This window comes from Pseudomonas sp. RA_15y_Pfl1_P11 (assembly GCF_963970975.1).
GTDB lineage: Bacteria > Pseudomonadota > Gammaproteobacteria > Pseudomonadales > Pseudomonadaceae > Aquipseudomonas > Aquipseudomonas tritici.
Genome location: NZ_CAXAOY010000028.1, coordinates 18,306 through 39,227, shown reverse-complemented (window position 1 = coordinate 39,227; position 20,922 = coordinate 18,306). Strand labels below are relative to the sequence as shown.

At 59.7% G+C, this 20,922-nt stretch carries 18 protein-coding genes; 8 read left to right on the top strand and 10 right to left on the bottom strand.

Features of this window, described 5'->3' with window-relative positions; translation table 11 throughout:
• Positions 1–26 precede the first annotated feature (26 nt).
• Entirely contained in the window at positions 27–908 is an 882-nt protein-coding gene (locus tag AACY44_RS26035; RefSeq protein ID WP_339419944.1) for a LysR family transcriptional regulator, read from the bottom strand.
• Between the two features lie 132 nt (positions 909–1,040).
• On the opposite strand from AACY44_RS26035, the gene lysM reads away from it, so the two are divergent.
• Positions 1,041–1,481 (top strand): peptidoglycan-binding protein LysM, encoded by a 441-nt coding sequence (gene lysM, locus AACY44_RS26030; protein WP_339419946.1) that lies wholly within the window; start codon positions 1,041–1,043, stop codon positions 1,479–1,481.
• Positions 1,482–1,590: 109 nt separating this feature from the next.
• On the opposite strand, the gene yrfG is transcribed toward lysM, so the two are convergent.
• Positions 1,591–2,253 carry a GMP/IMP nucleotidase gene (gene yrfG, locus AACY44_RS26025; RefSeq protein WP_339427349.1) on the bottom strand — a complete coding sequence of 221 codons (663 nt, stop codon included), beginning with the start codon at positions 2,251–2,253 and terminating at the stop codon, positions 1,591–1,593.
• 87 nt (positions 2,254–2,340) lie between these two features.
• Between yrfG and nudE the strand changes: the two genes are divergently transcribed.
• Positions 2,341–2,907: an ADP compounds hydrolase NudE gene (gene nudE / locus AACY44_RS26020; RefSeq protein ID WP_065875823.1), complete on the top strand. Its 567-nt coding sequence runs from the start codon at positions 2,341–2,343 to the stop codon at positions 2,905–2,907.
• Positions 2,904–3,740 carry a 3'(2'),5'-bisphosphate nucleotidase CysQ gene (gene cysQ, locus AACY44_RS26015; RefSeq protein ID WP_339419951.1) on the top strand — a complete coding sequence of 279 codons (837 nt, stop codon included), beginning with the start codon at positions 2,904–2,906 and terminating at the stop codon, positions 3,738–3,740. Before nudE ends, cysQ begins: the two co-directional genes overlap by 4 nt.
• Before the next feature lie 63 nt (positions 3,741–3,803).
• On the opposite strand, the gene AACY44_RS26010 is transcribed toward cysQ, so the two are convergent.
• Genes AACY44_RS26010 through rfbB form a run of 7 tightly spaced genes read right to left on the bottom strand, consistent with a single transcriptional unit; the run spans position 3,804 to position 10,866 of the window.
• Positions 3,804–4,259, bottom strand: a complete 456-nt coding sequence (locus AACY44_RS26010; protein WP_339438755.1) for a YiiD C-terminal domain-containing protein — start codon at positions 4,257–4,259, stop codon at positions 3,804–3,806.
• Between the two features lie 26 nt (positions 4,260–4,285).
• Positions 4,286–5,662, bottom strand: coding sequence for a sigma-54-dependent transcriptional regulator (locus AACY44_RS26005; RefSeq protein ID WP_339419955.1), 1,377 nt, complete (start codon positions 5,660–5,662; stop codon positions 4,286–4,288).
• Positions 5,659–7,467, bottom strand: a complete 1,809-nt coding sequence (locus tag AACY44_RS26000; protein WP_339419957.1) for a sensor histidine kinase — start codon at positions 7,465–7,467, stop codon at positions 5,659–5,661. Before AACY44_RS26000 ends, AACY44_RS26005 begins: the two co-directional genes overlap by 4 nt.
• A 36-nt stretch (positions 7,468–7,503) precedes the next feature.
• On the bottom strand, positions 7,504–8,373 hold the full coding sequence (gene rfbD, locus AACY44_RS25995; RefSeq protein ID WP_339419959.1) for a dTDP-4-dehydrorhamnose reductase: 870 nt from the start codon (positions 8,371–8,373) through the stop codon (positions 7,504–7,506).
• The gene (gene rfbC, locus AACY44_RS25990; RefSeq protein ID WP_339419961.1) at positions 8,370–8,915 is read right to left on the bottom strand and encodes a dTDP-4-dehydrorhamnose 3,5-epimerase; all 546 of its coding nucleotides are present in this window, start codon (positions 8,913–8,915) and stop codon (positions 8,370–8,372) included. Before rfbC ends, rfbD begins: the two co-directional genes overlap by 4 nt.
• The gene (gene rfbA, locus AACY44_RS25985; protein ID WP_339419963.1) at positions 8,912–9,787 is read right to left on the bottom strand and encodes a glucose-1-phosphate thymidylyltransferase RfbA; all 876 of its coding nucleotides are present in this window, start codon (positions 9,785–9,787) and stop codon (positions 8,912–8,914) included. Before rfbA ends, rfbC begins: the two co-directional genes overlap by 4 nt.
• Positions 9,784–10,866 carry a dTDP-glucose 4,6-dehydratase gene (rfbB, locus tag AACY44_RS25980; RefSeq protein ID WP_339427347.1) on the bottom strand — a complete coding sequence of 361 codons (1,083 nt, stop codon included), beginning with the start codon at positions 10,864–10,866 and terminating at the stop codon, positions 9,784–9,786. Before rfbB ends, rfbA begins: the two co-directional genes overlap by 4 nt.
• 151 nt (positions 10,867–11,017) lie before the next feature.
• Here rfbB and AACY44_RS25975 point away from each other — a divergent pair, with 151 nt between their 5' ends.
• The 3 genes from AACY44_RS25975 to AACY44_RS25965 all read left to right on the top strand — a co-directional run bounded on the left by AACY44_RS25975 (position 11,018) and on the right by AACY44_RS25965 (position 15,605).
• Positions 11,018–13,930: an aminotransferase gene (locus tag AACY44_RS25975; RefSeq protein ID WP_339531358.1), complete on the top strand. Its 2,913-nt coding sequence runs from the start codon at positions 11,018–11,020 to the stop codon at positions 13,928–13,930.
• A 118-nt stretch (positions 13,931–14,048) separates the two neighbouring features.
• A complete protein-coding gene (aguA, locus tag AACY44_RS25970; protein WP_339531356.1) occupies positions 14,049–15,155 on the top strand; it encodes an agmatine deiminase in 1,107 nt (368 codons plus the stop codon).
• Positions 15,156–15,389: 234 nt separating this feature from the next.
• Positions 15,390–15,605, top strand: a complete 216-nt coding sequence (locus AACY44_RS25965) for a hypothetical protein (protein WP_339427344.1) — start codon at positions 15,390–15,392, stop codon at positions 15,603–15,605.
• Between the two features lie 61 nt (positions 15,606–15,666).
• Here AACY44_RS25965 and AACY44_RS25960 read toward each other — a convergent pair whose 3' ends face one another.
• A complete protein-coding gene (locus AACY44_RS25960) occupies positions 15,667–17,754 on the bottom strand; it encodes a TonB-dependent receptor (protein WP_339531354.1) in 2,088 nt (695 codons plus the stop codon).
• Positions 17,755–18,164: 410 nt separating this feature from the next.
• On the opposite strand from AACY44_RS25960, the gene AACY44_RS25955 reads away from it, so the two are divergent.
• Together AACY44_RS25955 and AACY44_RS25950 are read left to right on the top strand one after the other, a co-directional pair.
• Complete coding sequence (locus tag AACY44_RS25955; protein ID WP_339531352.1) at positions 18,165–19,481, top strand: OprD family porin; 1,317 nt, start codon at positions 18,165–18,167, stop codon at positions 19,479–19,481.
• A gap of 500 nt (positions 19,482–19,981) precedes the next feature.
• The gene (locus tag AACY44_RS25950; protein ID WP_339427341.1) at positions 19,982–20,914 is read left to right on the top strand and encodes an NAD-dependent epimerase/dehydratase family protein; all 933 of its coding nucleotides are present in this window, start codon (positions 19,982–19,984) and stop codon (positions 20,912–20,914) included.
• The last annotated feature ends 8 nt before the right edge of the window (positions 20,915–20,922 follow it).

Genomic DNA, 20,922 nt, shown 5'->3' with positions numbered 1-20,922 from the left:
CTATCGATAGATGACGTCGATCAAGATTAGATTTGCGATTTCTGATACAGCGCGAAACACGCCTCCGCCAACGCTGAACGCGGCGCGCTGCGGCGCATGATGAACCCCAGGCGGGCCAGTGTATGAGCGTCTTCGATCGGCTGCAGGCGCAGATGTTCGGTGAGCGCATCCAACCCCCCATCCAGCGGCATCACCGCGCAGCAGAGGCCGCCGTGCACAGCTTGTAACAACTGATGGACGGCATCGGTCTGCAGCAAGGGTTGCGGGTTGAGCCCACGGCTGTGGAAGTTGTGGTCAATGGATTGGCGAAAGTGCATGCCACTGGTCAGCATGCCCAGCGGCAGCTCGATCAGCGCTTCCCAGCTCAACGGCGTGTCACCAAAACTAAAGAAGCGCTGGTCGTAAAGCAGGCCCATACGGGTTTCGCCCAACGCCAGCGAGTCGAAGCGTTCGTTGTCCAGGCGTTCGAGGTAAGACACGCCCAGGTCCAGCCGATTGCTCGCCAATTGTTCAAGGATCTGTTCGGAGCTGAGCGCCGACAGCTCGAAGCGCAGGCTCGGATGTTCTCTATGCAGTTGCTGCATCAACGCCAAGGGATCGAAGCTCGACAACGGCACTACGCCCAGGCGCAACGTACCCACCAGGTTACCGCGACAAGCTGCCGCTTCGGCCTGCAAACCGTCATATGCCGCCAGCACCGTGCGAGCCCAGGCCAGCACCCGTTCACCGGGGGCGGTAAAACCTTCGAAGCGCTGGCCACGGTTGACCAGCGATAGATCAAGCTCTTCTTCAAGGTTGCGCAGGCGCATCGACAGAGTCGGTTGGGTGATGTGGCAGCGCGCCGCCGCCTGGCCGAAGTGACGGGTTTCGTCGAGGGCGATGAGGAATTTCAGCTGTTTGATGTCCATCTTCGCTCCAGGGCATATTCCAATGGCGGTGGGATTCTAGCGCGTTTGGGTCTTGGGCCGGGCTGGAACCCAAATCCACAGGACTGGTCTAGTCTTGGGCATCTGGAAATCAAAAACCAAGGAGAGCGCACTATGAGCATTTTTAGCTTTATCAAGGAAGCTGGCGAAAAGATTGTGGACCTGTTGACGCCGGGTAATGCAAACGCCAGTGAGCAGTTGAAGGACCACGTGTCCAAAGTGGGTCTGGGTAATCCGAACGTGCAGACCACGGTAGAGGGCGACAAGGTGACGGTGACCGGTGAAGTCGCCACCCAGGAAGAGAAAGAGAAGATTCTGCTGGCGCTGGGCAATATTGCCGGTGTGGCCAGTGTGGATGACCAGATCACTGTCACGGGGCCGGCTGTCGAGGCTGCCACTTTTGTCGTAGTGAAAAAGGGCGACACGCTGAGTGCTATTTCTCTCTCGGTGTACGGTAACGCCAATTTGTATAACAAGATTTTCGAGGCGAACAAGCCGCTGTTGTCCCATCCGGACAAGATCTATCCAGGCCAGACGCTGCGTATTCCCAAGTAATACGAAGGCCTGAATGTGGGAGCGGGCTTGCTCGCGAAAGCGGTGGATCAGTCACCCAATATATTGACTGACACACTGCCTTCGCGAGCAAGCCCGCTCCCACATTGGGTTAGAGTCCGGCAATGAGATCTCGGTAATCACCAACCGCTGCGAATTCAGCGGTGTCCTTGGGCCCTTTCTTACTGTCCGGCTCTTTCACCGCCAGCAAATGCCCCACGCCAAACGCCTGGGCGCTGCGCAGGATCGGCAACGTGTCATCGATAAACAGGCTGCGGGCGGGGTCGAAGTTGATGTCGGCTTGCAGGGCATCCCAGAATTGCGGGTTTTCCTTGGCGAAACCGTAGTCGTGGGAGCTGATCAACCGTTCGAAATACGGCGCCAGTTCAATGCGTTCCAGCTTCAATGACAGTGAATCACGATGCGCGTTGGTGATCAGGATCACACGCTTGCCGGCCATTTTGATTGCCGCCAGGAACGTGTCGGCATCCGGGCGCAGGGCGATCAAGTGGGCAGTCTCCAGCTTGAGTTCGCGCACCGGGATCTTCAGCTCCGCGCTCCAGAAATCCAGGCAATACCATTGCAACTGTCCGGCGTTATGCTCGAACAGGGGCTGCAACTCCATCTCGGCCATGGCACGGCTTACGCCGTGCAACTCGGCGTAACGCTGGGGCAGGTGCTCCATCCAGAAGTGGTTGTCGTAATGCAGGTCGAGCAGGGTGCCGTCCATGTCCAGCAGGACGGTGTCGATGGCGTGCCAGGGCAAAGAGGGCATGGGGCGTTCTCATGTAAGTAAAGATATCCGACACAGACAATCGGAAAAGCCACGGTATAGTAACCCGATCACGCCAAGGAGCCGCTTATGCGCCAGAAACCCACCGTCCTCGCCCGCGAAATAGTCGCCAGTAGCCGTTTGTTCCGCGTGGAGGAAGTGCAATTGCGCTTTTCCAATGGCGTTGAACGAACCTACGAACGCCTTGTGGGCCGCGGTGCCGGCTACGGTGCGGTGATGATCGTGGCGATGATCGATGAGGATCATGCATTGCTGATTGAAGAGTATTGCGGTGGCACCGACGAGTATGAGCTGTCCTTGCCCAAGGGCCTGATCGAACCCGGTGAAGATGTGCTGGCGGCAGCCGATCGCGAACTCAAGGAGGAAGCCGGCTACGGCGCGCGGCAGTTGGAACACATTACCGAGTTGTCGTTGTCGCCCGGTTACATGAGTCAGAAAATCCAGGTGGTGCTGGCCACCGACCTCTACGAAGAACGCCTTGAAGGCGATGAACCTGAGCCGATGCGTGTGGACCGGGTGAACCTGCGCGAGCTGTCGATGCTTGCGCAAAACGAACAATTCAGCGAAGGCCGCGCCCTGGCCGCGCTGTACCTGGTACGAGACCTGTTGACCCAGCGTGGAGCGTTTACTGCATGAGCGAACTGTTTTTAGGCCACGCGTTTATTGCCCCTGTGATCGAACTGGCACGCCAGGCGGGTGAAGTGATAATGCCGTACTGGCGCGCTGATGTGGCGGTGACTTCCAAGGCCGACGATTCGCCGGTGACGGCGGCGGACCTGGCCGCGCACCATCTGATTCTGGCAGGCCTGACCGCGCTGGACCCGAGCATTCCGGTGCTGTCCGAGGAAGACGCCGACATCGACCAGAGCGTGCGTGCCGGCTGGCAGCGCTGGTGGTTGGTTGACCCGTTGGACGGTACCAAGGAGTTTATCGCCGGCACCGAAGAGTTCACCGTCAATATCGCCCTGATTGAACGAGGCCGCGTGGTGTTTGGCGTGGTGTCGATGCCCACCAACGGGCGTTGTTACTTCGGTGGCGCGGGCCTGGGCGCTTGGCGTTCGGACGTCAATGAAGCGCCCAAACAGATTCAGGTGCGCGCCGCGCCGGCGGCGGGTGAGTCATTTACTGTGGTCGCCAGCCGTCGCCATACAAGTCCTGAGCAGGAACGTTTGCTGGACGGTTTGAGCGAAAGCTTGGGTGAGCTGAAACTGGCGAATATCGGCAGTTCGTTGAAGTTTTGCCTGTTGGCCGAAGGCAGCGCCGATTGTTATCCGCGTTTGGCACCCACTTCCCAATGGGACACGGCAGCAGCCCAAGGCGTGCTGGAAGGTGCGGGAGGCGAGGTGCTGGAGTTGAGCGGCGCGCCGTTCAGTTATCCGGCGCGGGAATCATTATTGAATCCATTCTTCTTGGCCTTGCCGGCAAAAGCGGCGTGGCGTGAGCGGTTGCTGACCCTGGCCCGGTCATGAGGCTACAGTAGATCAAACTGTGGGAGCGGGCTTGCTCCCACATGTGGTTTTGCGTGATGGCGGCTAGCGGTGCAAGACGTACTGCCCGGTAAAGGCCACTGCCCGCTGCTCACTGCCCTCATTCACAACCCACGTCTCCAACGCCAACCGCGCACGACCATAACGCTTATACGTCGCCACAAAGCGTTTCCACACTTTCTCCTCCGGCGCCTGGCACACCACCGTCGCATCCCGCGTAACCGGCAGCGGATAACTGATCTGCCCCTCCTGAATCACGATATGTCCGTCTTCAATCCCTTCTTCGCGCAGCTGCAAGTGCAGCCAGCCCCAGCCCGCCAGGACTGCGCCGCAATACAGGCTGCCGCCGAACATCGTGCTCTTATGGTTGATATTGGCTTGCAAGGGCAGGTGCAGTTCCAACTGCCCGTGCTGCCAATCGAGCACTTTGAGGCCCATTTCCCGCGTGAGGGGGATGTCGTGGTGAAGGATGGATTCCAGGTAACGGCTGTCGCGGCTCATGGGGGCCTCTTGGCAGGTGGGGGCGTTCATTCGTCGTCGCCACTTTGGTTGGCGAAGTTCAGGCCGTGCTTGCGCAGTTTGTCGTGCAAGGTTTTGCGCGGTACGCCCAAGGCTTCGGCCAGGCTTCGCATGGAGCTGTGCGGGCGGGTCAGTTCGGCGGCAATCAGGCTTTTTTCGAACTGCTCGACTTGCTCGCTGAGGCCGCCGGGCGTGGAGGTCAGGGCACCGGCTGATGGATTGTCCGGTGTGTTATCCAGCGCCAGTTCCAGGCCAAGCGCGAAGCGTTCGGCAGCGTTTTGTAGCTCGCGCACGTTGCCCGGCCAGCTATGACGCAGCAGCAGCGCGCGCTGGCCCGGTTGCAGCTCGTGCAGCGGCAGGCCGTGGCGGCTGCTGGCTTCATCGGCAAAATGTTGGAACAGCATCAGCGCATCTTCACCGCGCTCACGCAGCGGTGGAATACGCAGCGGCGCGACGTTGAGGCGGTAATACAAGTCGGCACGGAAACGGCCCTGGTCGGCGGACTGGCGCAGGTCTTCCTTGGTCGCGGCGATGATGCGGATATCCAGCGGTATCAGCTGATTGCCGCCCAGGCGCTCGACTACACGCTCTTGCAACAGGCGCAAGAGTTTGACCTGTACATCCAGGCTCATGCTTTCGATTTCATCGAGGAATAAAGTACCGCCGTTGGCAAATTCGAATTTACCGATCCGGCGTTTCTGCGCGCCGGTAAACGCGCCGGGTTCATGGCCGAACAGTTCGCTTTCCACCACGGACTCGGCCAAAGCGCCTGCGTTGATTGCCACAAACGGACCGCTGCGGCGGCTCGACAGGTCATGCAGCGCGCGCGCCACCACTTCTTTGCCGGCGCCGGTTTCGCCGAGGATCAGCACATCGGCTCTGGTCGCCGCCAGTGCACCGATCTGTTCGCGCAGGCGCAGCATTTGTGGCGAGTGCCCCACCAGGCGTGTGCTTAATTGCTGGCGGTCGCTGAGGGCCAGGCGCAGACTGCGGTTGTCCAGCACCAGGCGGCGCAAGGCCAGGGCGCGGCGCACGCTGTCGAGCAGGGCATCGCTGGCGAAGGGTTTTTCGAGGAAGTCATACGCCCCGGCGCGCATGGCTTGCACCGCCAGCGGCACATCGCCGTGGCCGGTGATCAGCAGCACCGGCAGGTCCGGGTCCTGGCCGTGCAGTTCGGCGAGCAACTCCAGGCCGTCCATGCCGGGCATGCGGATGTCGCTGACCACCACGCCCGGCCAATCCCGCGACAGGCGCGCGGTAAGGCCGGTGGCTTCGCCCAGGGTCAGGACTTTCAGCCCGGCCAGGTCCAGGGTCTGGCACAGGGCCTGACGCAGGTGTGGATCGTCGTCGATCAACACCACCTGAATCTGGTTATCGATACTCATACACTGCGGTCCTCGGACGGTTGCAGACTGACGCCCGGCGAGCCGGCACGCAATTTCAAGGTTAACAGCGCGCCGCCTTCCTTGTGGTTGGCAAACAGCAGTTCACCGCCAAAGGCGCGCATCAGGGTTTCACAGATCGCCAGCCCCAACCCCAGGCCCTGGGTGCGGGTCTTGGTGGTATAGAACGGCTCGCTGGCGCGGCCCAGGGCCTCCATGCAAAAGCCTGGGCCGTTGTCGCGAATGTACAGGTTGACGCCCTGTTCGGTGGTTTCGGCACTCAGCCAGAGTTTGCGCGGCGGGCCTTTTTCGGTGAGGGCGTCGAGGGCATTGGCCAGCAGGTTGCCGAGCACCTGGCGTAATCGGGTTTCACCGGCCTGTACCCACAATGTTGCCTCCGGCAAATCGCGGATCAGCTCCACCTCCATTGACCGACGCCGCTTGGCCAGCAAGGCCAGCGCATCGTCCAATGCCGGTTGCAGGGCCACGCTTTCGGGCGCATGCCGGTCGCGACGGGCAAAGGCGCGCAAGTGGGCGATGATCGAGGCCATGCGCCCGGTCAGTTCGCTGATCAGCTTGAGGTTGCCGCGCGCGTCGCTGGTGCGCTCGTGGTCGAGCAAGATTTCGGCATTTTCCGCATAGCTGCGAATCGCTGCCAGAGGCTGGTTGAGTTCGTGGCTGATGCTCGCCGACATGGTGCCCAGCGCCGACAGTTTGCCGGCCTGCACCAGGTCGTCCTGGGCACGCACCAGCTCCTGCTGAGCGTGCTCGCGCTCCAGCACTTCCTGTTTCAGGCGCCGGTTGAGGCCTTCAAGGTCACTGGTCCGTTCGACCACCCGCGCTTCCAGCTCGCGCCGGGCCTTGGCTTCAAAGGCGATGCGTTCCAGGTAATGGCGGCGACGTTGCATCATCAAGCCCAGTAACAGCATCAACACCAACAGCGTGGCGCCGCCCACGGCAACGACTGTGCGTACCGGGCGGTTGATCAACGAACGTGGCGCGAGGATTTCCACGTTCCAGCCGGTCTCGGCGAGGGCTGTGGATTGGCGAAGCCAGGCGGTGCTGCTCAGGCTCAGAGGCTGTGGATCGCGTGTGGGGTAGGGCTGGATGGCGATGATGGCCTGGCGCTCTTCAGCCGTCAGCGGTCGGGTGGCGCGGAATCGCCACTGTGGTCGCGACGTGAGAATCACCACGCCGTTATGGTCGGTGACCAGCAGTTGTTCCGGGGTGTTGCCCCACAGGCTTTCGGTGTGGTCCAGGTCGACCTTGACCACCAGCACACCGGTGATTTTATCGCCATCGCGCACGGCGGCGGCGAAGAAGTAGCCGCGCTTGGCCGACGTGGTGCCCAACCCGAAAAAACGCCCCAGGCGCCCGGCCATGGCTTCGCTGAAGTAGGGGCGGAACGAGAAATTGCGCCCGACAAAGCTGTCTTGCTTATCCCAATTGGAGGCGGCGAGGGTCTTGCCGGTGGCGTCCATCAGGTACATCACCTCCACCCCGGCCTGGGCGGCGACGTCCTTGAGCAGCAGGTTGGCGTTGACCAGGTTGGTGCTGACCTGGGGTGCGCCAAGTGCGGTGCGCAAGGCCGGCAGGTCGCCAAGAATTTGTGGCAGTACTTCGTAGCGGTGCAGGGTGCCCAGCAGGTTGGCCACGTACAGGTCAAGGGTTTGGCGATTCTGGCCGGCCAACTCACTGCGGTAATAACGCTCGGCCAGGCGCTCCAGCGGCCACAGCAGCGGTGCCAGGCACAACGCCAACAGGGCGAGGCTGCGCCAGCGAGGTCTACGCGGGAGGGGTGGAGTCATGGGGTTCGTGCGCCTGTGGGTACAGGCGCATTATGCCTAGTGCTGCTCTGCAAGACACTCGCGCAATGCGTCTTGCCACGGCGGTTGGCTGACGTGCCATTGCTGCTGCAGGCGACTGCAATCGAGACGCGAGTTCAATGGGCGCCTGGCTGGCGTCGGGTAGGCGCTGGCAGGGATCGGCTCCAGTTCAGCGCAGGCGTTGCCTTGCTTGCGCAGATGCTCGCCAATCGCCTCGGCAAACCCGAACCACGACGTTTCGCCTCTGGCAGTCAAGTGATAGACACCCCATTCACCCGGCTCGCCCGCCTGCCAGCGCTCGATCAACCTACGCGTGCTGTGGGCGATGCTGCCGGCCCAGGTTGGCGCGCCGATTTGGTCGGCGACGATGCGCATCTGCGGCTTTTCCTGTAACAGGCGCTGCATGGTCAGCAGGAAGTTCTTGCCGTGGCTGGAGTAGACCCAGCTGGTGCGCAGGATCAAGTATTTGCCGCCAACGGCCGTAATCGCCTGCTCGCCCGCCAGTTTGCTCTGGCCATAGACCCCCAGCGGGTTCGGCGTGTCGGCTTCGGTGTAGGGGGCGGGTTTGCTGCCGTCGAACACGTAGTCGGTGGAGTAGTGGATCAACGGGATGCCCAGGGTTTTGGCTTCCTGCGCGAGAACGCCGGGGGCGATGGCGTTGATCGCAAACGCCACGTCTGGCTCGCTTTCAGCTTGATCGACAGCCGTGTGGGCGGCGGCGTTGATGATCAGGTCAGGGCGATGGGCGCGGACCTGCTGGCGGATCTGGTCTGGGTTGGCCAGGTCGAGGTGGTCGCGGCCGAGAACGATGAGATCGCCGAGGTCCTGGAGCCGAAGTTGCAGTTCGCGGGAGACTTGGCCGTGTTGGCCGGTGATCAGGATTTTCATGGGAATAGATCGGCATCTTTCAGGCTTTTGCCATTTTGATCCTTGGCGGACATATTCGGGATGCCGGCAAACTGCCAATCAATATTGAGATCAGAATCGTTCCAGCGAATGCAGCGTTCAGCAGAGGGTGTGTAGTAATCAGTTGTTTTATAGAGGAATTCAGCATAATCACTGAGCACCACAAAACCATGTGCAAATCCTGGCGGAATCCACAGCTGCCGGCTATTTTCGGCAGACAACCGTACGCCCGCCCATTTGCCAAAGTGAGAAGAGCTGCGGCGGATATCCACAGCTATGTCCAATACTTCCCCAGCTATCACGCGCACCAACTTCCCTTGGGCATGTTCGATCTGGTAGTGCAAGCCGCGCAACACACCTTTTTGCGAGCGCGAGTGGTTGTCCTGCACGAAGTGCTGTTGCAACCCGGTGGCATGGGCAAAGTCCCGGGCGTTGTAGCTCTCATAAAAGAAGCCGCGCTCATCGCCAAAAACCTTCGGCTCGATGATTAGTACACCGGGCAGCTCAGTGGCGGTTACGTTCATGAAGTCTCTCCTGCGAGAGTGAACAGATATTGACCATAACCGGTCTTGCCAAAGTATTTGGCACGCTCCAGCAGATAGTCGCGGTCGATCCAACCATTTTCGTAGGCGATCTCTTCAAGGCAAGCTACCTTCAGGCCTTGGCGGTGCTCAATGGTTTGTACATAGGTGGAGGCTTCGAGCAAGCTGTCATGGGTGCCGGTATCCAACCAGGCAAAACCGCGTCCGAAGCGCTCTACATGGAGTTCACCACGCTTGAGATAGGCGTTGTTTACGTCAGTAATCTCCAATTCGCCGCGAGGTGAAGGCTTGACCGCTTTGGCAATTTTGATTACTTCGTTGTCGTAGAAATACAAACCGGTAACGGCATAGGAAGATTTGGGCTTGGTCGGTTTTTCTTCGATAGAAAGGGCGCGTCCTTCTTTGTCGAAGTCGATCACTCCGAAGCGTTCCGGATCTTTGACCCAGTAGCCGAACACGGTGGCGCCAGAAGGGCGTTCGGCCGCAGTACGCAGCTGATCACCGAAGTGTTGGCCGTGAAAGATATTGTCGCCCAGAATCAGGCAAACCGGATCTTGCCCAATGAACTCTTCGCCAATGATAAACGCCTGGGCCAAACCATCCGGCGAAGGCTGCTCGGCATAGCTTAAACGCACGCCAAATTGACTGCCATCCCCGAGCAAGTTGCGGTACTGAGGTAAGTCCACAGGGGTGGAAATCACCAGGATGTCCTTGATCCCCGCCAGCATCAGCACCGAGATCGGGTAATAGATCATCGGTTTGTCATACACCGGCAGCAGTTGCTTGGACACGCCCAAGGTAATGGGGTGCAAACGGGTACCTGAGCCACCCGCCAATACGATTCCCTTCATCATGCAATCAAATCCTTCATGTCGGTGTTGCCCAAACGTTCGCCTTGATAACTGCCGTCCTGGACCCTGCGGCACCAATCCAGGTTTTCGAGGTACCACTGCACCGTCTTGCGCAGGCCGCTCTCAAACGTTTCTTCGGGAACCCAGCCTAATTCGCGTTCGATCTTGCTCGCATCGATCGCATAACGCTGATCGTGACCAGGGCGATCTTGGACGAATGTGATCAGATCGGTGAATTGCTCTACACCAGAGGGGCGTTGCGGTGCCAGCTCTTCCAGCAGCGCACAGATACCACGCACCACATCGATGTTTTTTTGCTCATTGTGACCTCCAATATTATAGGTCTCGCCCACCACACCTTCGGTTACAACTTTCAACAATGCTCGGGCATGATCATCCACGAACAGCCAATCACGAACTTGTAAACCGTCCCCATAAACCGGCAATGATTTGCCTGCGAGAGCGTTCAGAATCACCAGCGGAATGAGCTTCTCTGGAAAGTGGAAGGGCCCGTAGTTGTTCGAGCAGTTAGTCAACAGTACTGGCAGGCCGTAAGTGCGTTGCCAAGCACGCACCAGATGGTCGGACGCTGCCTTGCTCGCAGAGTACGGTGAGCTTGGCGCGTACGGCGTGGTTTCGGTGAACAGGTCGTCCACGCCGTGCAAGTCGCCGTACACTTCGTCGGTAGAAATGTGGTGAAAACGGAAGGCACTCTTGGCAGGCTCTGCCAGCTTATGCCAATAAGCCCGGGTAGCTTCCAGCAGGCTATAGGTACCCACAATGTTTGTTTGAATAAAATCAGACGGACCATCGATCGAACGGTCGACATGAGACTCGGCCGCCAGGTGCATGATCGCCTGGGGCTCAAAACGTGCCAACACTGCGCTGACAGTAGCCTGGTCGACAATATCGGCCTGGACGAACTCATACCGGCTATTGCCCGCGATGCTGCTCAGCGATTCCAGGTTGCCGGCATAAGTGAGCTTGTCCAGATTGAGCACTTCGTGCTCGGTGTGTTGAATCAGGTGGCGAATCAGGGCGGAGCCGATAAAACCAGCACCGCCGGTGATGAGAATGCGCATGTCGGAGGGCCTTTTTCTTAAACGGACAGTAAGCGAATGGAGCATAGCTTGAGTTGTGCGGCGGGGTGGTGCAAGCGCCGGATGCGTAGGGGGTTGCCTAACCCCCTGAACAATGGCGATATACACCCCTAAAAAACCGAGGCTTCCCTCCATGTTGCTCGCCACCCTGATCCATCGCGCCAGTCTACCCTGCCCGCAAGTTGGCCCCGATCAGGCGGCTCGGCTGCTCGAGGAGCATTACGGCCTGACGGGCTCCCTGTACTCGTTGGGGAGCCAGCAGGACCTCAACTACAGAGTCGACAGCCCGCGCGGCCGGTTTGTTCTGAAAATCTGCCGCGGTGACTACGCTGCCGTTGAGCTGCAGGCCCAGCACGCGGCGCTCAATGCTCTACAGGCCCAAGCCGATGTGCACGTGCCCAAGGTCATCAAGGCCTTGAGCGGTGAAGAATTGCTGACCCTGACCCTCGACAGCCAAACCCTGCACGTGCGGGTGCTGGGCTATATCGATGGCCAGCCGTTGACCCATCAGCCTCACTTGGGTCGTGAGGTCATTGCACGTTTCGGTGATCTGTGTGGGCGGATGAGCCAAGTGCTGGCCTCGTTCGAACACCCGGGCCTGGAACGTACCCTGCAATGGGACCCGCGCCATGCCCCGGAGCTGATCGCCCATCTGCTGGCAACCCTGGAAAACCTGCCCCACCGCGAAGCACTGGAGCACGTGGTCGGGCAGGTCGAAGACCACCTCCGTCCCCTGGCTGATCATCTACCGTGGCAAGCGGTGCACATGGACATCACCGATGACAACGTCGTGTGGCAGCGTGATGCGCAACGTCACTGGCAACTTCAGGGCGTTATCGATTTCGGCGATCTGGTGCACACCTGGCGCATCGCCGATCTGTCAGTGACCTGCGCCGCGTTGCTGCACCATTCCGAGGGCGATCCCTTTGCCATCTTGCCTGCGATCCAGGCCTGTCATGCGGTGACACCGTTGCAACACGAAGAATTGCAGGCGCTGTGGCCGCTGATCGTTGCGCGGGCGGCGGTGCTGGTGTTGAGCAGCGAGCAGCAGCAACGCCTGGATCCAGATAACAGCTACCTGCTGAAAAACGCCGAACATGAGTGGGAAATTTTCCACGTGGCGACGTCAGTGCCGTTTGAGTTGATGGAGGCGGCGATCCTGGATTGTGTCGGGCAGGCGTTGGCGCCGATTGCCGGCCAAGGCTTCGCGCCCTTGCTACCGGGCCTGGTAGGACGTGAGTTTGCGTTGATCGACCTGGGCGTGCTCAGCCCGCATTTCGAGGCAGGCAACTGGGAACAGGCGGGAATTGACCAGCGCTTGTTGCAGGATGCAGCCGCAGTGCACGGCTTGGCCGCCAGTCGATACGGGCAGTACCGCTTGTCGCGTACGCAGCCCGACAGTGCTTATGAACCTGAGACGTTCGCGTTGCACGTCGAGCTGCACGTGCCCAAGGGCACCTCTATCGAGGCGCCGTTTGCGGGCATCGTCCGCCCTGGCGTGAATGGCGAACTGCGTGTGCACTGCAGCGAAGCCAATGTGCGGTTGTGGGGTGCCAACGCGCTGTTGCAGCCTGGCACCGCCGTACTCAAGGGCCAGGTGATCGGTGAGGTCGAAGGCCCGCTGACCGTGCAACTGTGCCGTGTTGGCTTTCCGGCGCCGCTGTTCTGCACGCCGTCCCGGGCGCAGGCGTGGCAGGCGCTGTGCCCCTCGCCGGCGGCACTGCTGGGGCTGGCGTGCGACGCAGAGCCCGAGTTGGACCCTGAGGCCCTGCTCGCTCGCCGCGACGCCAGTTTCGCCCGTTCGCAAAAGCACTATTACGTAGACCCACCGCGCATCGAACGCGGCTGGCGCAACCACCTCATCGACATGCAGGGCCGTTCGTACCTCGACATGCTCAACAACGTGGCAGTGCTGGGCCATGGCCACCCGCGCATGGCGGCAGTGGCGGCGCGCCAGTGGTCGCTGCTCAATACCAACTCACGTTTTCACTACGCGGCGATTGCCGAGTTCTCCGAGCGCTTGCTGGCGCTGGCGCCGCAAGGCATGGACCGCGTGTTCCTGGTCAACAGCGGCACCGAGGCCAATGACCTGGCGATCCGCCTGGCCTGGGCCTACAGCGGCGGCCGCGACATGCTCAGCGTGCTCGAGGCTTACCACGGCTGGTCGGTGGCGGCAGATGCGGTGTCCACCTCGATTGCCGACAACCCCCAGGCGCTGAGCAGTCGCCCGGACTGGGTGCACCCGGTGACCGCACCCAATACTTATCGAGGTGAGTTCCGCGGGCAGGACAGTGCGCCTGATTACGTACGAAGCGTGGAACACAACCTGGCGAAAATCGCCGCGAGCAAACGCCAACTGGCAGGGTTCATCTGCGAGCCGGTGTACGGTAACGCCGGCGGCATCTCCCTGCCGCCGGGCTATTTGCAGCAGGTGTATGCACTTGTCCGCGCCAGGGGCGGCGTGTGCATCGCCGATGAAGTGCAAGTGGGTTACGGCCGTATGGGGCATTTTTTCTGGGGCTTTGAAGAGCAGGGCGTGGTGCCCGATATCATCACCATGGCCAAGGGAATGGGGAACGGCCAGCCGTTGGGGGCGGTGATCACCCGTCGCGAAATCGCCGAGGCGCTGGAGGCTGAGGGGTACTTCTTCTCATCGTCCGGGGGGAGCCCGGTGAGTTGCCGGATCGGCATGGCCGTATTGGATGTGATGGAGGAAGAAAAGCTGTGGGAAAACGCCCAGGTGGTCGGTGGGCATTTCAAGGCGCGGCTGGAAGAATTGATCGATCGACATCCATTAGTGGGCGCTGTCCATGGCTCCGGGTTTTATCTCGGCCTGGAATTGGTGCGCGACCGGCGCACCCTGGAGCCGGCCACTGAGGAGACCGCCTTGCTATGCGACCGCCTGCGGGAGCTGGGGATCTTCATGCAGCCCACGGGTGATTATTTGAACATTCTCAAGATCAAGCCGCCGATGGTCACGTCCAAACGCAGCGTGGATTTCTTTGTCGACATGCTGTCGAAGGTGCTGGAGGAACACGCGCAATAATCGATTTTTATCGGCTATTTTCTGTCATGTTCATCTACTATGATCTTATGTTGCTTTTAAAGCCGATTTATATCCGTTATAAAGTCGGCCTTTACCCCCATTCGGAGTCCTGATCGCCATGACCACCCTGCACAGCACCCCCCGCGCCGATGGCTTCCACATGCCTGCCGAATGGGCGCCACAGACTCAAACCTGGATGATCTGGCCAGAGCGCCCGGACAACTGGCGCCTGGGCGCTAAGCCAGCGCAGGCCGCTCACGTGGCGGTGGCCAAGGCCATCGCACGGTTTGAGCCGGTGACCGTAGCGGTTTCCGCCGGCCAGTACGAAAATGCCCGCGCGCGCCTGGATGTGCCGAATATCCGGGTGGCGGAGATGTCCAGCGATGACGCCTGGGTGCGCGACACCGGGCCGACCTTCGTGATCAACAACAGCGGCGAAGTGCGCGGTGTGAACTGGGACTTCAACGCCTGGGGCGGTTTTGATGGCGGCCTGTATTCGCCGTGGAACCGCGATTCGCAGGTCGGCGGCAAGATCCTCGAGATCGAACGGGCCCCGCGCTATCGCACCGAAGGCTTTGTGCTGGAGGGCGGTTCGATCCATGTTGACGGCGAAGGCACCCTGATCACTACCGAAGAATGCCTGCTCAACCGCAATCGCAACCCGCACTTGGGCCGTGCCGAGATTGAAGCGGTGCTGAGTGCCAACCTGGCTGTGGATAAAATTATCTGGTTACCAGACGGCCTGTTCAACGACGAGACCGACGGCCATGTGGATAACTTCTGCTGCTACGTGCGCCCTGGCGAAGTGCTGCTGGCCTGGACCGATGACCCGCAAGACCCGAACTACGCACGCTGCCATGCCGCCATGGACGTGCTGCAAAGCAGCACCGATGCCCAGGGTCGCTCGTTCACAGTGCATAAAATGCCGATCCCGGGACCGCTTTACGCGACCGAGGAAGAATGCGCCGGTGTCGATCCGGTTGACGGGACCCAGGAGCGTAATCCGACCGTGCGGTTGGCCGGTTCCTACGTCAACTTCTTGATCGTCAATGGCGGCATCATTGCGCCGAGCTTCGATGACCCGCTGGACAGCGTGGCCAAGACAATCCTGCAGGACCTGTTCGCGCAGCACGAAGTGGTGATGGTGCCGGGCCGCGAACTGTTACTGGGTGGCGGTAATATCCATTGCCTGACCCAACAACAGCCAGCCCCGCACAAAAACTGAGTGCACTTGTAACAGTGTCATGGCGCTAGCCGGGTGCTCCCCGGTTTCAGCGCCAACAGCAAGCCCGCAGCCCTGCAAGGTTGCGGGCTTTTTTGTGTCGGCATACCTATAAACACGAGACATTGGCATAGCTCTTGTATCGCTGTTGTCACAGTGGCCCAGGGCGATGACTGCGCAGTTCTGTCATAAACCTTGAGTAAGTTAGCCGCTCACGCAGTAGGAGAGAGCGCAGAAATGAACGCCGATATTAACCCGATGTACACGCGCACGTTTCACCCCTTGCGGGTCAATGGTGACGCGATCCATGCGCTGGCGCTCTGGTTGAAGGAAAACGGTTCGCGACAGATCAGGCAACAGCCTGACTTGCACAGTGTGATGCGTGAACGCTACCCGGCGGGGTTGTTCAGTGAGGACGAAGTGCATGCGTTTTGTGACGTGTTGAGTAGCTAAAGCACCACCGAAATCAACTGTGGGAGCAGGCAAGCCAGCTCCCTCACTGACCGCGTTTTCCTCAAAAGCTATAGGTGCCGGTCACGACGAGACTGCGCGGCTCCCCTGGCTGGATCTGCGCCACACTGGTCGCCGACGCGTAGTAGGTTTTATCCGCGATGTTGTTCAGCGCCGCCCTTACATCCCACGCCTTCTGACGGAACCCCGCCAACGCATCCCAGCGGCCATAACCCGGTAACACCACGGTGTTGAGGCTGTCGGCATAACGGTCGCCGACCAGCGTCAGGCCGGTTTCCGCGTACCAGCCCATCTCCGGTTTCCAGGTAATGAACAGGCTGCCATTACGCTTGGCCACATCGCTGACGCGCTTGCCTTCAAAGCCGTTGTTGTCCTTCTCGATCGTGGCATTCTGCAAGCCCACACCACCGCGTACATACCAGTTTCCGACGATTTTTCCGGTGGCGGTCAGCTCCACGCCGCGTGAGCGCTGCAAGCCGCTGAGCAGGGTGATGGTGCGGTCCAGCGGGTCGCTGGTGCGGCGGTTGTAGAGTTCCAGTTCGTACACGGCGAGGGTGGTGCTCAGGCGGTCGTCGAGCCAGTCGCTCTTGACCCCGATTTCCTTCTGCTTGGTCAGCTCAGGGCTCAGGTCGTTGACGCTGCCGGCGGCGTTCGGGGTGATGCCGATCAAGCCGCCGCCCGCTGGGGAGAACGTCTTGCTCCATGAGGCATAGAACGAGTGATGTTCAAGCGGCGTCCACACCAGGCCAAAACGCGGGCTGGTGCTGTGGCTTTTGACGGCCTGCTGGGTGTTGAGCAGTTTGCTCTTGGTGTCTACCTCGAAGCGGTCGTAACGCAGGCCGGCCAGGATTTGCCACTGGTCATTCAGGCGCAGTTGATCCTGTACATAGATGGCGCGACTGTCGACTTCGGTGTGGTTGTTGCTTTGCAGGCTCATCCGCCCGGTGTGGCTGAGGTTGCGATTGGGCTGGTTGAGATCCAGGGGCGGCACGACGCGGCCGCCTTGTGCGACGGCAGTGGCGGTATACAGCTTCGGGTCGCGGCGCTGGCTGCCCAGTTCAAGGCCGGTGAGCAAGCGGTGCTCCAGGCCGAAGGTGCTGAAGCCGCCTTCCAGCTCGACGTTGTTGAAGATGTTGAGAGTGGTCAGGTCCTGCTGCCAGCGCTGGCGCGTGACACGGTTGGTCGACGGGGTATAGGCGGTGACGTAGGTATTGTCGAAATCGCTGTCGAGCTTGAACACACCCAGGGTCTGGCGCAGTTGCCAGTTGGCGTTGAGCTCATAGGCCAGCTTGGAGCGCAGCGACTGGGTTTTGTCGTCGATGTAGTCCCGGCTGTCGCCGTAGGTGGTGCTTCGGCTCACGTCAGCCGGGCGCCCGTTCGCTCCAGGAATGCCACGGTCGGGCGTGCGGTTGTAGCGACTGTATTCGTATTGCACCAGCCAGTTCAGGTCTGGCGTCAGTTGCCAGCTCAAGGACGGCGCGAAGAGCTGGCGGTTGCCGCTCACACCGTCGCGAAAGCTGTTGTTGTCCTGGTTACCCATGTTCAGGCGCAGGCTGATGTTATCGGTGGGGTCGGTGCTGAGGTCGGCGTACAGGCTGCGCAAATCATTGCTGGCGCCTTGGGCCTCAATGCTCGACGTGTGTCCGGCAATAGGCAGCTTGCTCACACGGTTGACGATTCCTCCCTGACCGCCTCGCCCGTAAAGTACTGCCGCAGGCCCCTTGAGCACTTCGATGCGCTCGATGTTATGCAGGTCGCGAATGTATTGGCTGTCGTCACGAATGCCATCAAGGTAGAAGTCATTGCTCGCGTCGAAACCGCGGATGCGCAAACTGTCGAAACGTGTGTCGGCGCCGCTGCTGACGTTCGGGATGCCGCTTAACGCCTGGCCAAGGTCATTGGTGCCGTAGGCGCGCAGGCTTTCGGTCTTCACTGAATCGATGGCCTGGGGCACATAGCGCACGGGTGTGGCGGTGCGGGTGGCCGTGCTGGTTTCCTTGACCCGCGGGTCGTCTTCGTCAGCTTCGGCACTGATCGAGGTTTCAGGCAAGGTGGTGGCCGCACAGGCAAAACCGGCAGACAGCAGAACGCAAAGCCCAAGGGTGATGGGCGTCAGGCGAAGGGCAGGCATGAAGGCATGTATCCGAATTGTGTGGGAGGAAAACTGCGCGTTAATGGTAATGCTTTGCATTTGCGCGCGTTATCTATTACCAAACGTATCGACTTCGAAATATGTTACGAGATGTGTTTCAAAGGCATTTGAAGGGGATTTTTTGTCGTTTTCAGAACAGCAATAGGCCCTTGTTTAGAATTATTTCGCCTAAATACAGACGATTCACGAAATTGACACATAGTTCAACGCGCGACTAGGATTGCGCCCAACGCCTTGGCTAATAGCCATGACTCATCCAATAAAAAAGGCTCGCGGCCTGTTAAGTCGTCCGCGGGCCTTCTTTTTTCCGGAAGCAGTCGACACCAGAAAAGCGACACGGGGCCTGGTGTCATAGCGCGTACTCAACCAGAAACAAGGAATACAAAAAAATGTTGAAGCAACGGATGAGTCTGATCGCTCTGGGGATTTTGAGCGCATCGACAGCAATGGCCAACGACCAGGACCAATCCAAGGGTTTTGTTGAAGACAGCCACCTGAATATCGCCGCCCGTAACGCCTACATCAGCCGTGACTACAAAAACGGCAAGCAAGACAAAGCCGAATGGGGCCAAGGCTTCATCGGCAAGTTCGAGTCCGGTTTCACCCAAGGTACCGTGGGTGTGGGTGTGGACGTGATCGGCCAGTACGCGATCCGTCTGGACGGTGGTCAAGGTCGCGCTGGCGCGGGCGGCATCGACTTCTTCAAACAGGGCAATGGCACTACCAACCCTTATGGCTCGAACAACCCTGGCTCGGCACCCCATGACCTGGCCAAGGGCGGCGCTGCCGTGAAGTTCCGCGTTTCCAACACGGTGCTCAAGTACGGTGATCAGTTCCCGGCTGTGCCTGTGCTGCAGTACGACAACTCCCGTCTGTTGTCGGAAACCTACACCGGTACTTCGATTGTTTCCAAAGAGATCGCCGGTCTGCAACTGGACGCGGGTCACTTCACCAAAGAAGCGCGCAAGAGCATGGAAGGCACCGACAGCGGTCGCCTGAAAAGCATCGACTATATCGGTGGTAGCTACAAATTCACCGAAAGCCTGTCGGCCGCGCTGTATGCCTCCCACATGCAGGACGTGCTGAAGAAGCAATACGTCAACGTCAACTACGTGCTGGCCCTGCCAGAGAAGCAGTCGCTGACGTTTGACTTCAACGGCTACAAAACCAAGCTGGACCGCAGCTTCGCCCTGGAAAACCAGAAAGATGCTGACGCCCGTGACAACAAAATCTGGAGCCTGGGCGCCACGTGGGCTGTTGGCCCGCACAGCTTCACCGTCGCTCACCAGCGCAGCACCGGCGACACCGGCTACCTGTATGGCGGCTACCGCAACGCTGGCGGCATCGGCGACGGTGGCAACACCATCCTGCTGGCCAACTCCTACTGGTCTGACTTCAACGGCAAGGACGAGCGTTCGTGGCAACTTGGCTACGGCATCGATTTCGCGACCTTCGGCGTACCGGGCCTGACCTACAACGTGGCCTACGTGCGCGGTACCAACATCGACGACGGCACCAACCGTGGCGATGGCACCGAGCGCGAAATCTGGAACCAGTTCAAGTACGTGGTCCAGAGCGGCCCAGCCAAAGACCTGAGCCTGCGTGCTCGCGCCTCGTGGCTGCGCGTTTCCAACAACGCTGACCAGTACAACGTAGGCGGTAACGAAATCCGTCTGTTCGCCGACTACCCGATCAACGTTTTCTAATTGATCCGGGGTCGCGCCTGATGCCAGGCGATAAAAACCCCGACCCGTTCGGGGTTTTTTATGTGCGCCCGGCAGTCCTTTTGCGCCTCAGCACACGCTTTATGCCCACAAATGTTGCGCAGATCCCTTTTCAGGAGCGCTGTAAAAAATTTTTAAAAAGCACTGACAAGGCGGGATTTCTGAAACAACGGATCACAGATAAGTGGCGAAAATTTCGCCTAATCCAATCGACGTTAACCGCGTTTAAACACCCGATGCGAGTCAATTAAATGGCGATGATTTAAAGTCACCTACCGTCTGGCGGCATAAAAGACGATATGTTGACAGTTTCTCCCGGATCTAACATGATCGGCGGCGTTTTGATGGCTTCAAGCCACTAAACTGACATCATTGCACCAAGCGGGCTGAGGTATTTTTCAGCCTGTGCTGGGCCTTAATCGTGCCACCGTTAGCGGACTGCCTATATGAAATCTCCGCTTGAGTCGTCAGGAAGAACCTCCATGGATGTTAAGCGAGTTTTGATTACCGGTGGTGCAGGCTTTATTGGCTCGCATTTGGTAGATGCCTTGCTGGGCAAGGGCTACAGCATTCGTGTGCTGGATAATCTGTCGACCGGCAAGACGAGCAATTTGCCTATCGGGAATCCGCATCTGGATGTCGTCGTGGGTGATGTTGCAGACACCGCGGTGGTCGAGCAAGCCATGCTGGGCTGTCATGCTGTGGTTCACCTGGCAGCAGTGGCATCGGTGCAGGCGTCGGTGGATGATCCTGTCGCTACCCACCAGAGCAATTTCGTCGGCACGCTCAATGTGTGCCAAGCCATGTTGAAGGCGGGTGTCAAACGTGTGGTATTCGCTTCCAGCGCTGCAGTCTATGGCAACAATGGCGAAGGCACGGCCATTGAAGAAGACACCCCCAAGTCTCCCCTGACGCCTTACGCGTGCGACAAGCTGGCCAGTGAGTATTACCTGGACTTCTATCGTCGCGAACATGGCTTGGAGCCTGTGATTTTTCGCTTCTTCAATATCTTTGGCCCACGCCAGGACCCGTCCTCTCCGTACTCGGGTGTGATCAGTATCTTCAGCCAGCGGGCAATCGCCAAGCAGCCGATTACCGTATTCGGTGACGGTGGGCAGACGCGCGATTTTGTCTACGTGCAAGATCTGGTGAGCATTCTCGTGCAGGCCGTGGAGGCCCGCGAGGCTGCCCCTGGTGCGGTCAATGTCGGGTTCAGCCGCGCGACCAGTTTGAACGACCTGATCAGCGAGCTGGGTGGTGCGACCGGTACGGCGCTGACGGTGACGCACCAGGCGCAACGCCAAGGCGATATTCGTCATTCCCGCGCGGACAACACGCGCTTGCTGCAACGCTACGTGCTCTCGGAACCGACGTCCGTGGGCCAGGGTTTAACACAGCTACTTCGCAGTTTGTAACCCGCCGG

Bases quoted from the DNA above. Each gene is read 5' to 3' on its own strand.
- rfbA (WP_339419963.1), bottom strand. From the start codon at position 9,787: ATGATGAAGGGAATCGTATTGGCGGGTGGCTCAGGTACCCGTTTGCAC.
- AACY44_RS25955 (WP_339531352.1), top strand. From the start codon at position 18,165: ATGTTGAAGCAACGGATGAGTCTGATCGCTCTGGGGATTTTGAGCGCA.
- AACY44_RS26000 (WP_339419957.1), bottom strand. From the start codon at position 7,467: ATGACTCCACCCCTCCCGCGTAGACCTCGCTGGCGCAGCCTCGCCCTG.
- AACY44_RS25975 (WP_339531358.1), top strand. From the start codon at position 11,018: ATGTTGCTCGCCACCCTGATCCATCGCGCCAGTCTACCCTGCCCGCAA.
- nudE (WP_065875823.1), top strand. From the start codon at position 2,341: ATGCGCCAGAAACCCACCGTCCTCGCCCGCGAAATAGTCGCCAGTAGC.
- AACY44_RS26035 (WP_339419944.1), bottom strand. From the start codon at position 908: ATGGACATCAAACAGCTGAAATTCCTCATCGCCCTCGACGAAACCCGT.
- aguA (WP_339531356.1), top strand. From the start codon at position 14,049: ATGACCACCCTGCACAGCACCCCCCGCGCCGATGGCTTCCACATGCCT.
- rfbD (WP_339419959.1), bottom strand. From the start codon at position 8,373: ATGAAAATCCTGATCACCGGCCAACACGGCCAAGTCTCCCGCGAACTG.
- AACY44_RS25950 (WP_339427341.1), top strand. From the start codon at position 19,982: ATGGATGTTAAGCGAGTTTTGATTACCGGTGGTGCAGGCTTTATTGGC.
- cysQ (WP_339419951.1), top strand. From the start codon at position 2,904: ATGAGCGAACTGTTTTTAGGCCACGCGTTTATTGCCCCTGTGATCGAA.
- lysM (WP_339419946.1), top strand. From the start codon at position 1,041: ATGAGCATTTTTAGCTTTATCAAGGAAGCTGGCGAAAAGATTGTGGAC.
- rfbB (WP_339427347.1), bottom strand. From the start codon at position 10,866: ATGCGCATTCTCATCACCGGCGGTGCTGGTTTTATCGGCTCCGCCCTG.
- AACY44_RS25965 (WP_339427344.1), top strand. From the start codon at position 15,390: ATGAACGCCGATATTAACCCGATGTACACGCGCACGTTTCACCCCTTG.
- AACY44_RS26005 (WP_339419955.1), bottom strand. From the start codon at position 5,662: ATGAGTATCGATAACCAGATTCAGGTGGTGTTGATCGACGACGATCCA.
- yrfG (WP_339427349.1), bottom strand. From the start codon at position 2,253: ATGCCCTCTTTGCCCTGGCACGCCATCGACACCGTCCTGCTGGACATG.
- AACY44_RS25960 (WP_339531354.1), bottom strand. From the start codon at position 17,754: ATGCCTGCCCTTCGCCTGACGCCCATCACCCTTGGGCTTTGCGTTCTG.
- AACY44_RS26010 (WP_339438755.1), bottom strand. From the start codon at position 4,259: ATGAGCCGCGACAGCCGTTACCTGGAATCCATCCTTCACCACGACATC.
- rfbC (WP_339419961.1), bottom strand. From the start codon at position 8,915: ATGAACGTAACCGCCACTGAGCTGCCCGGTGTACTAATCATCGAGCCG.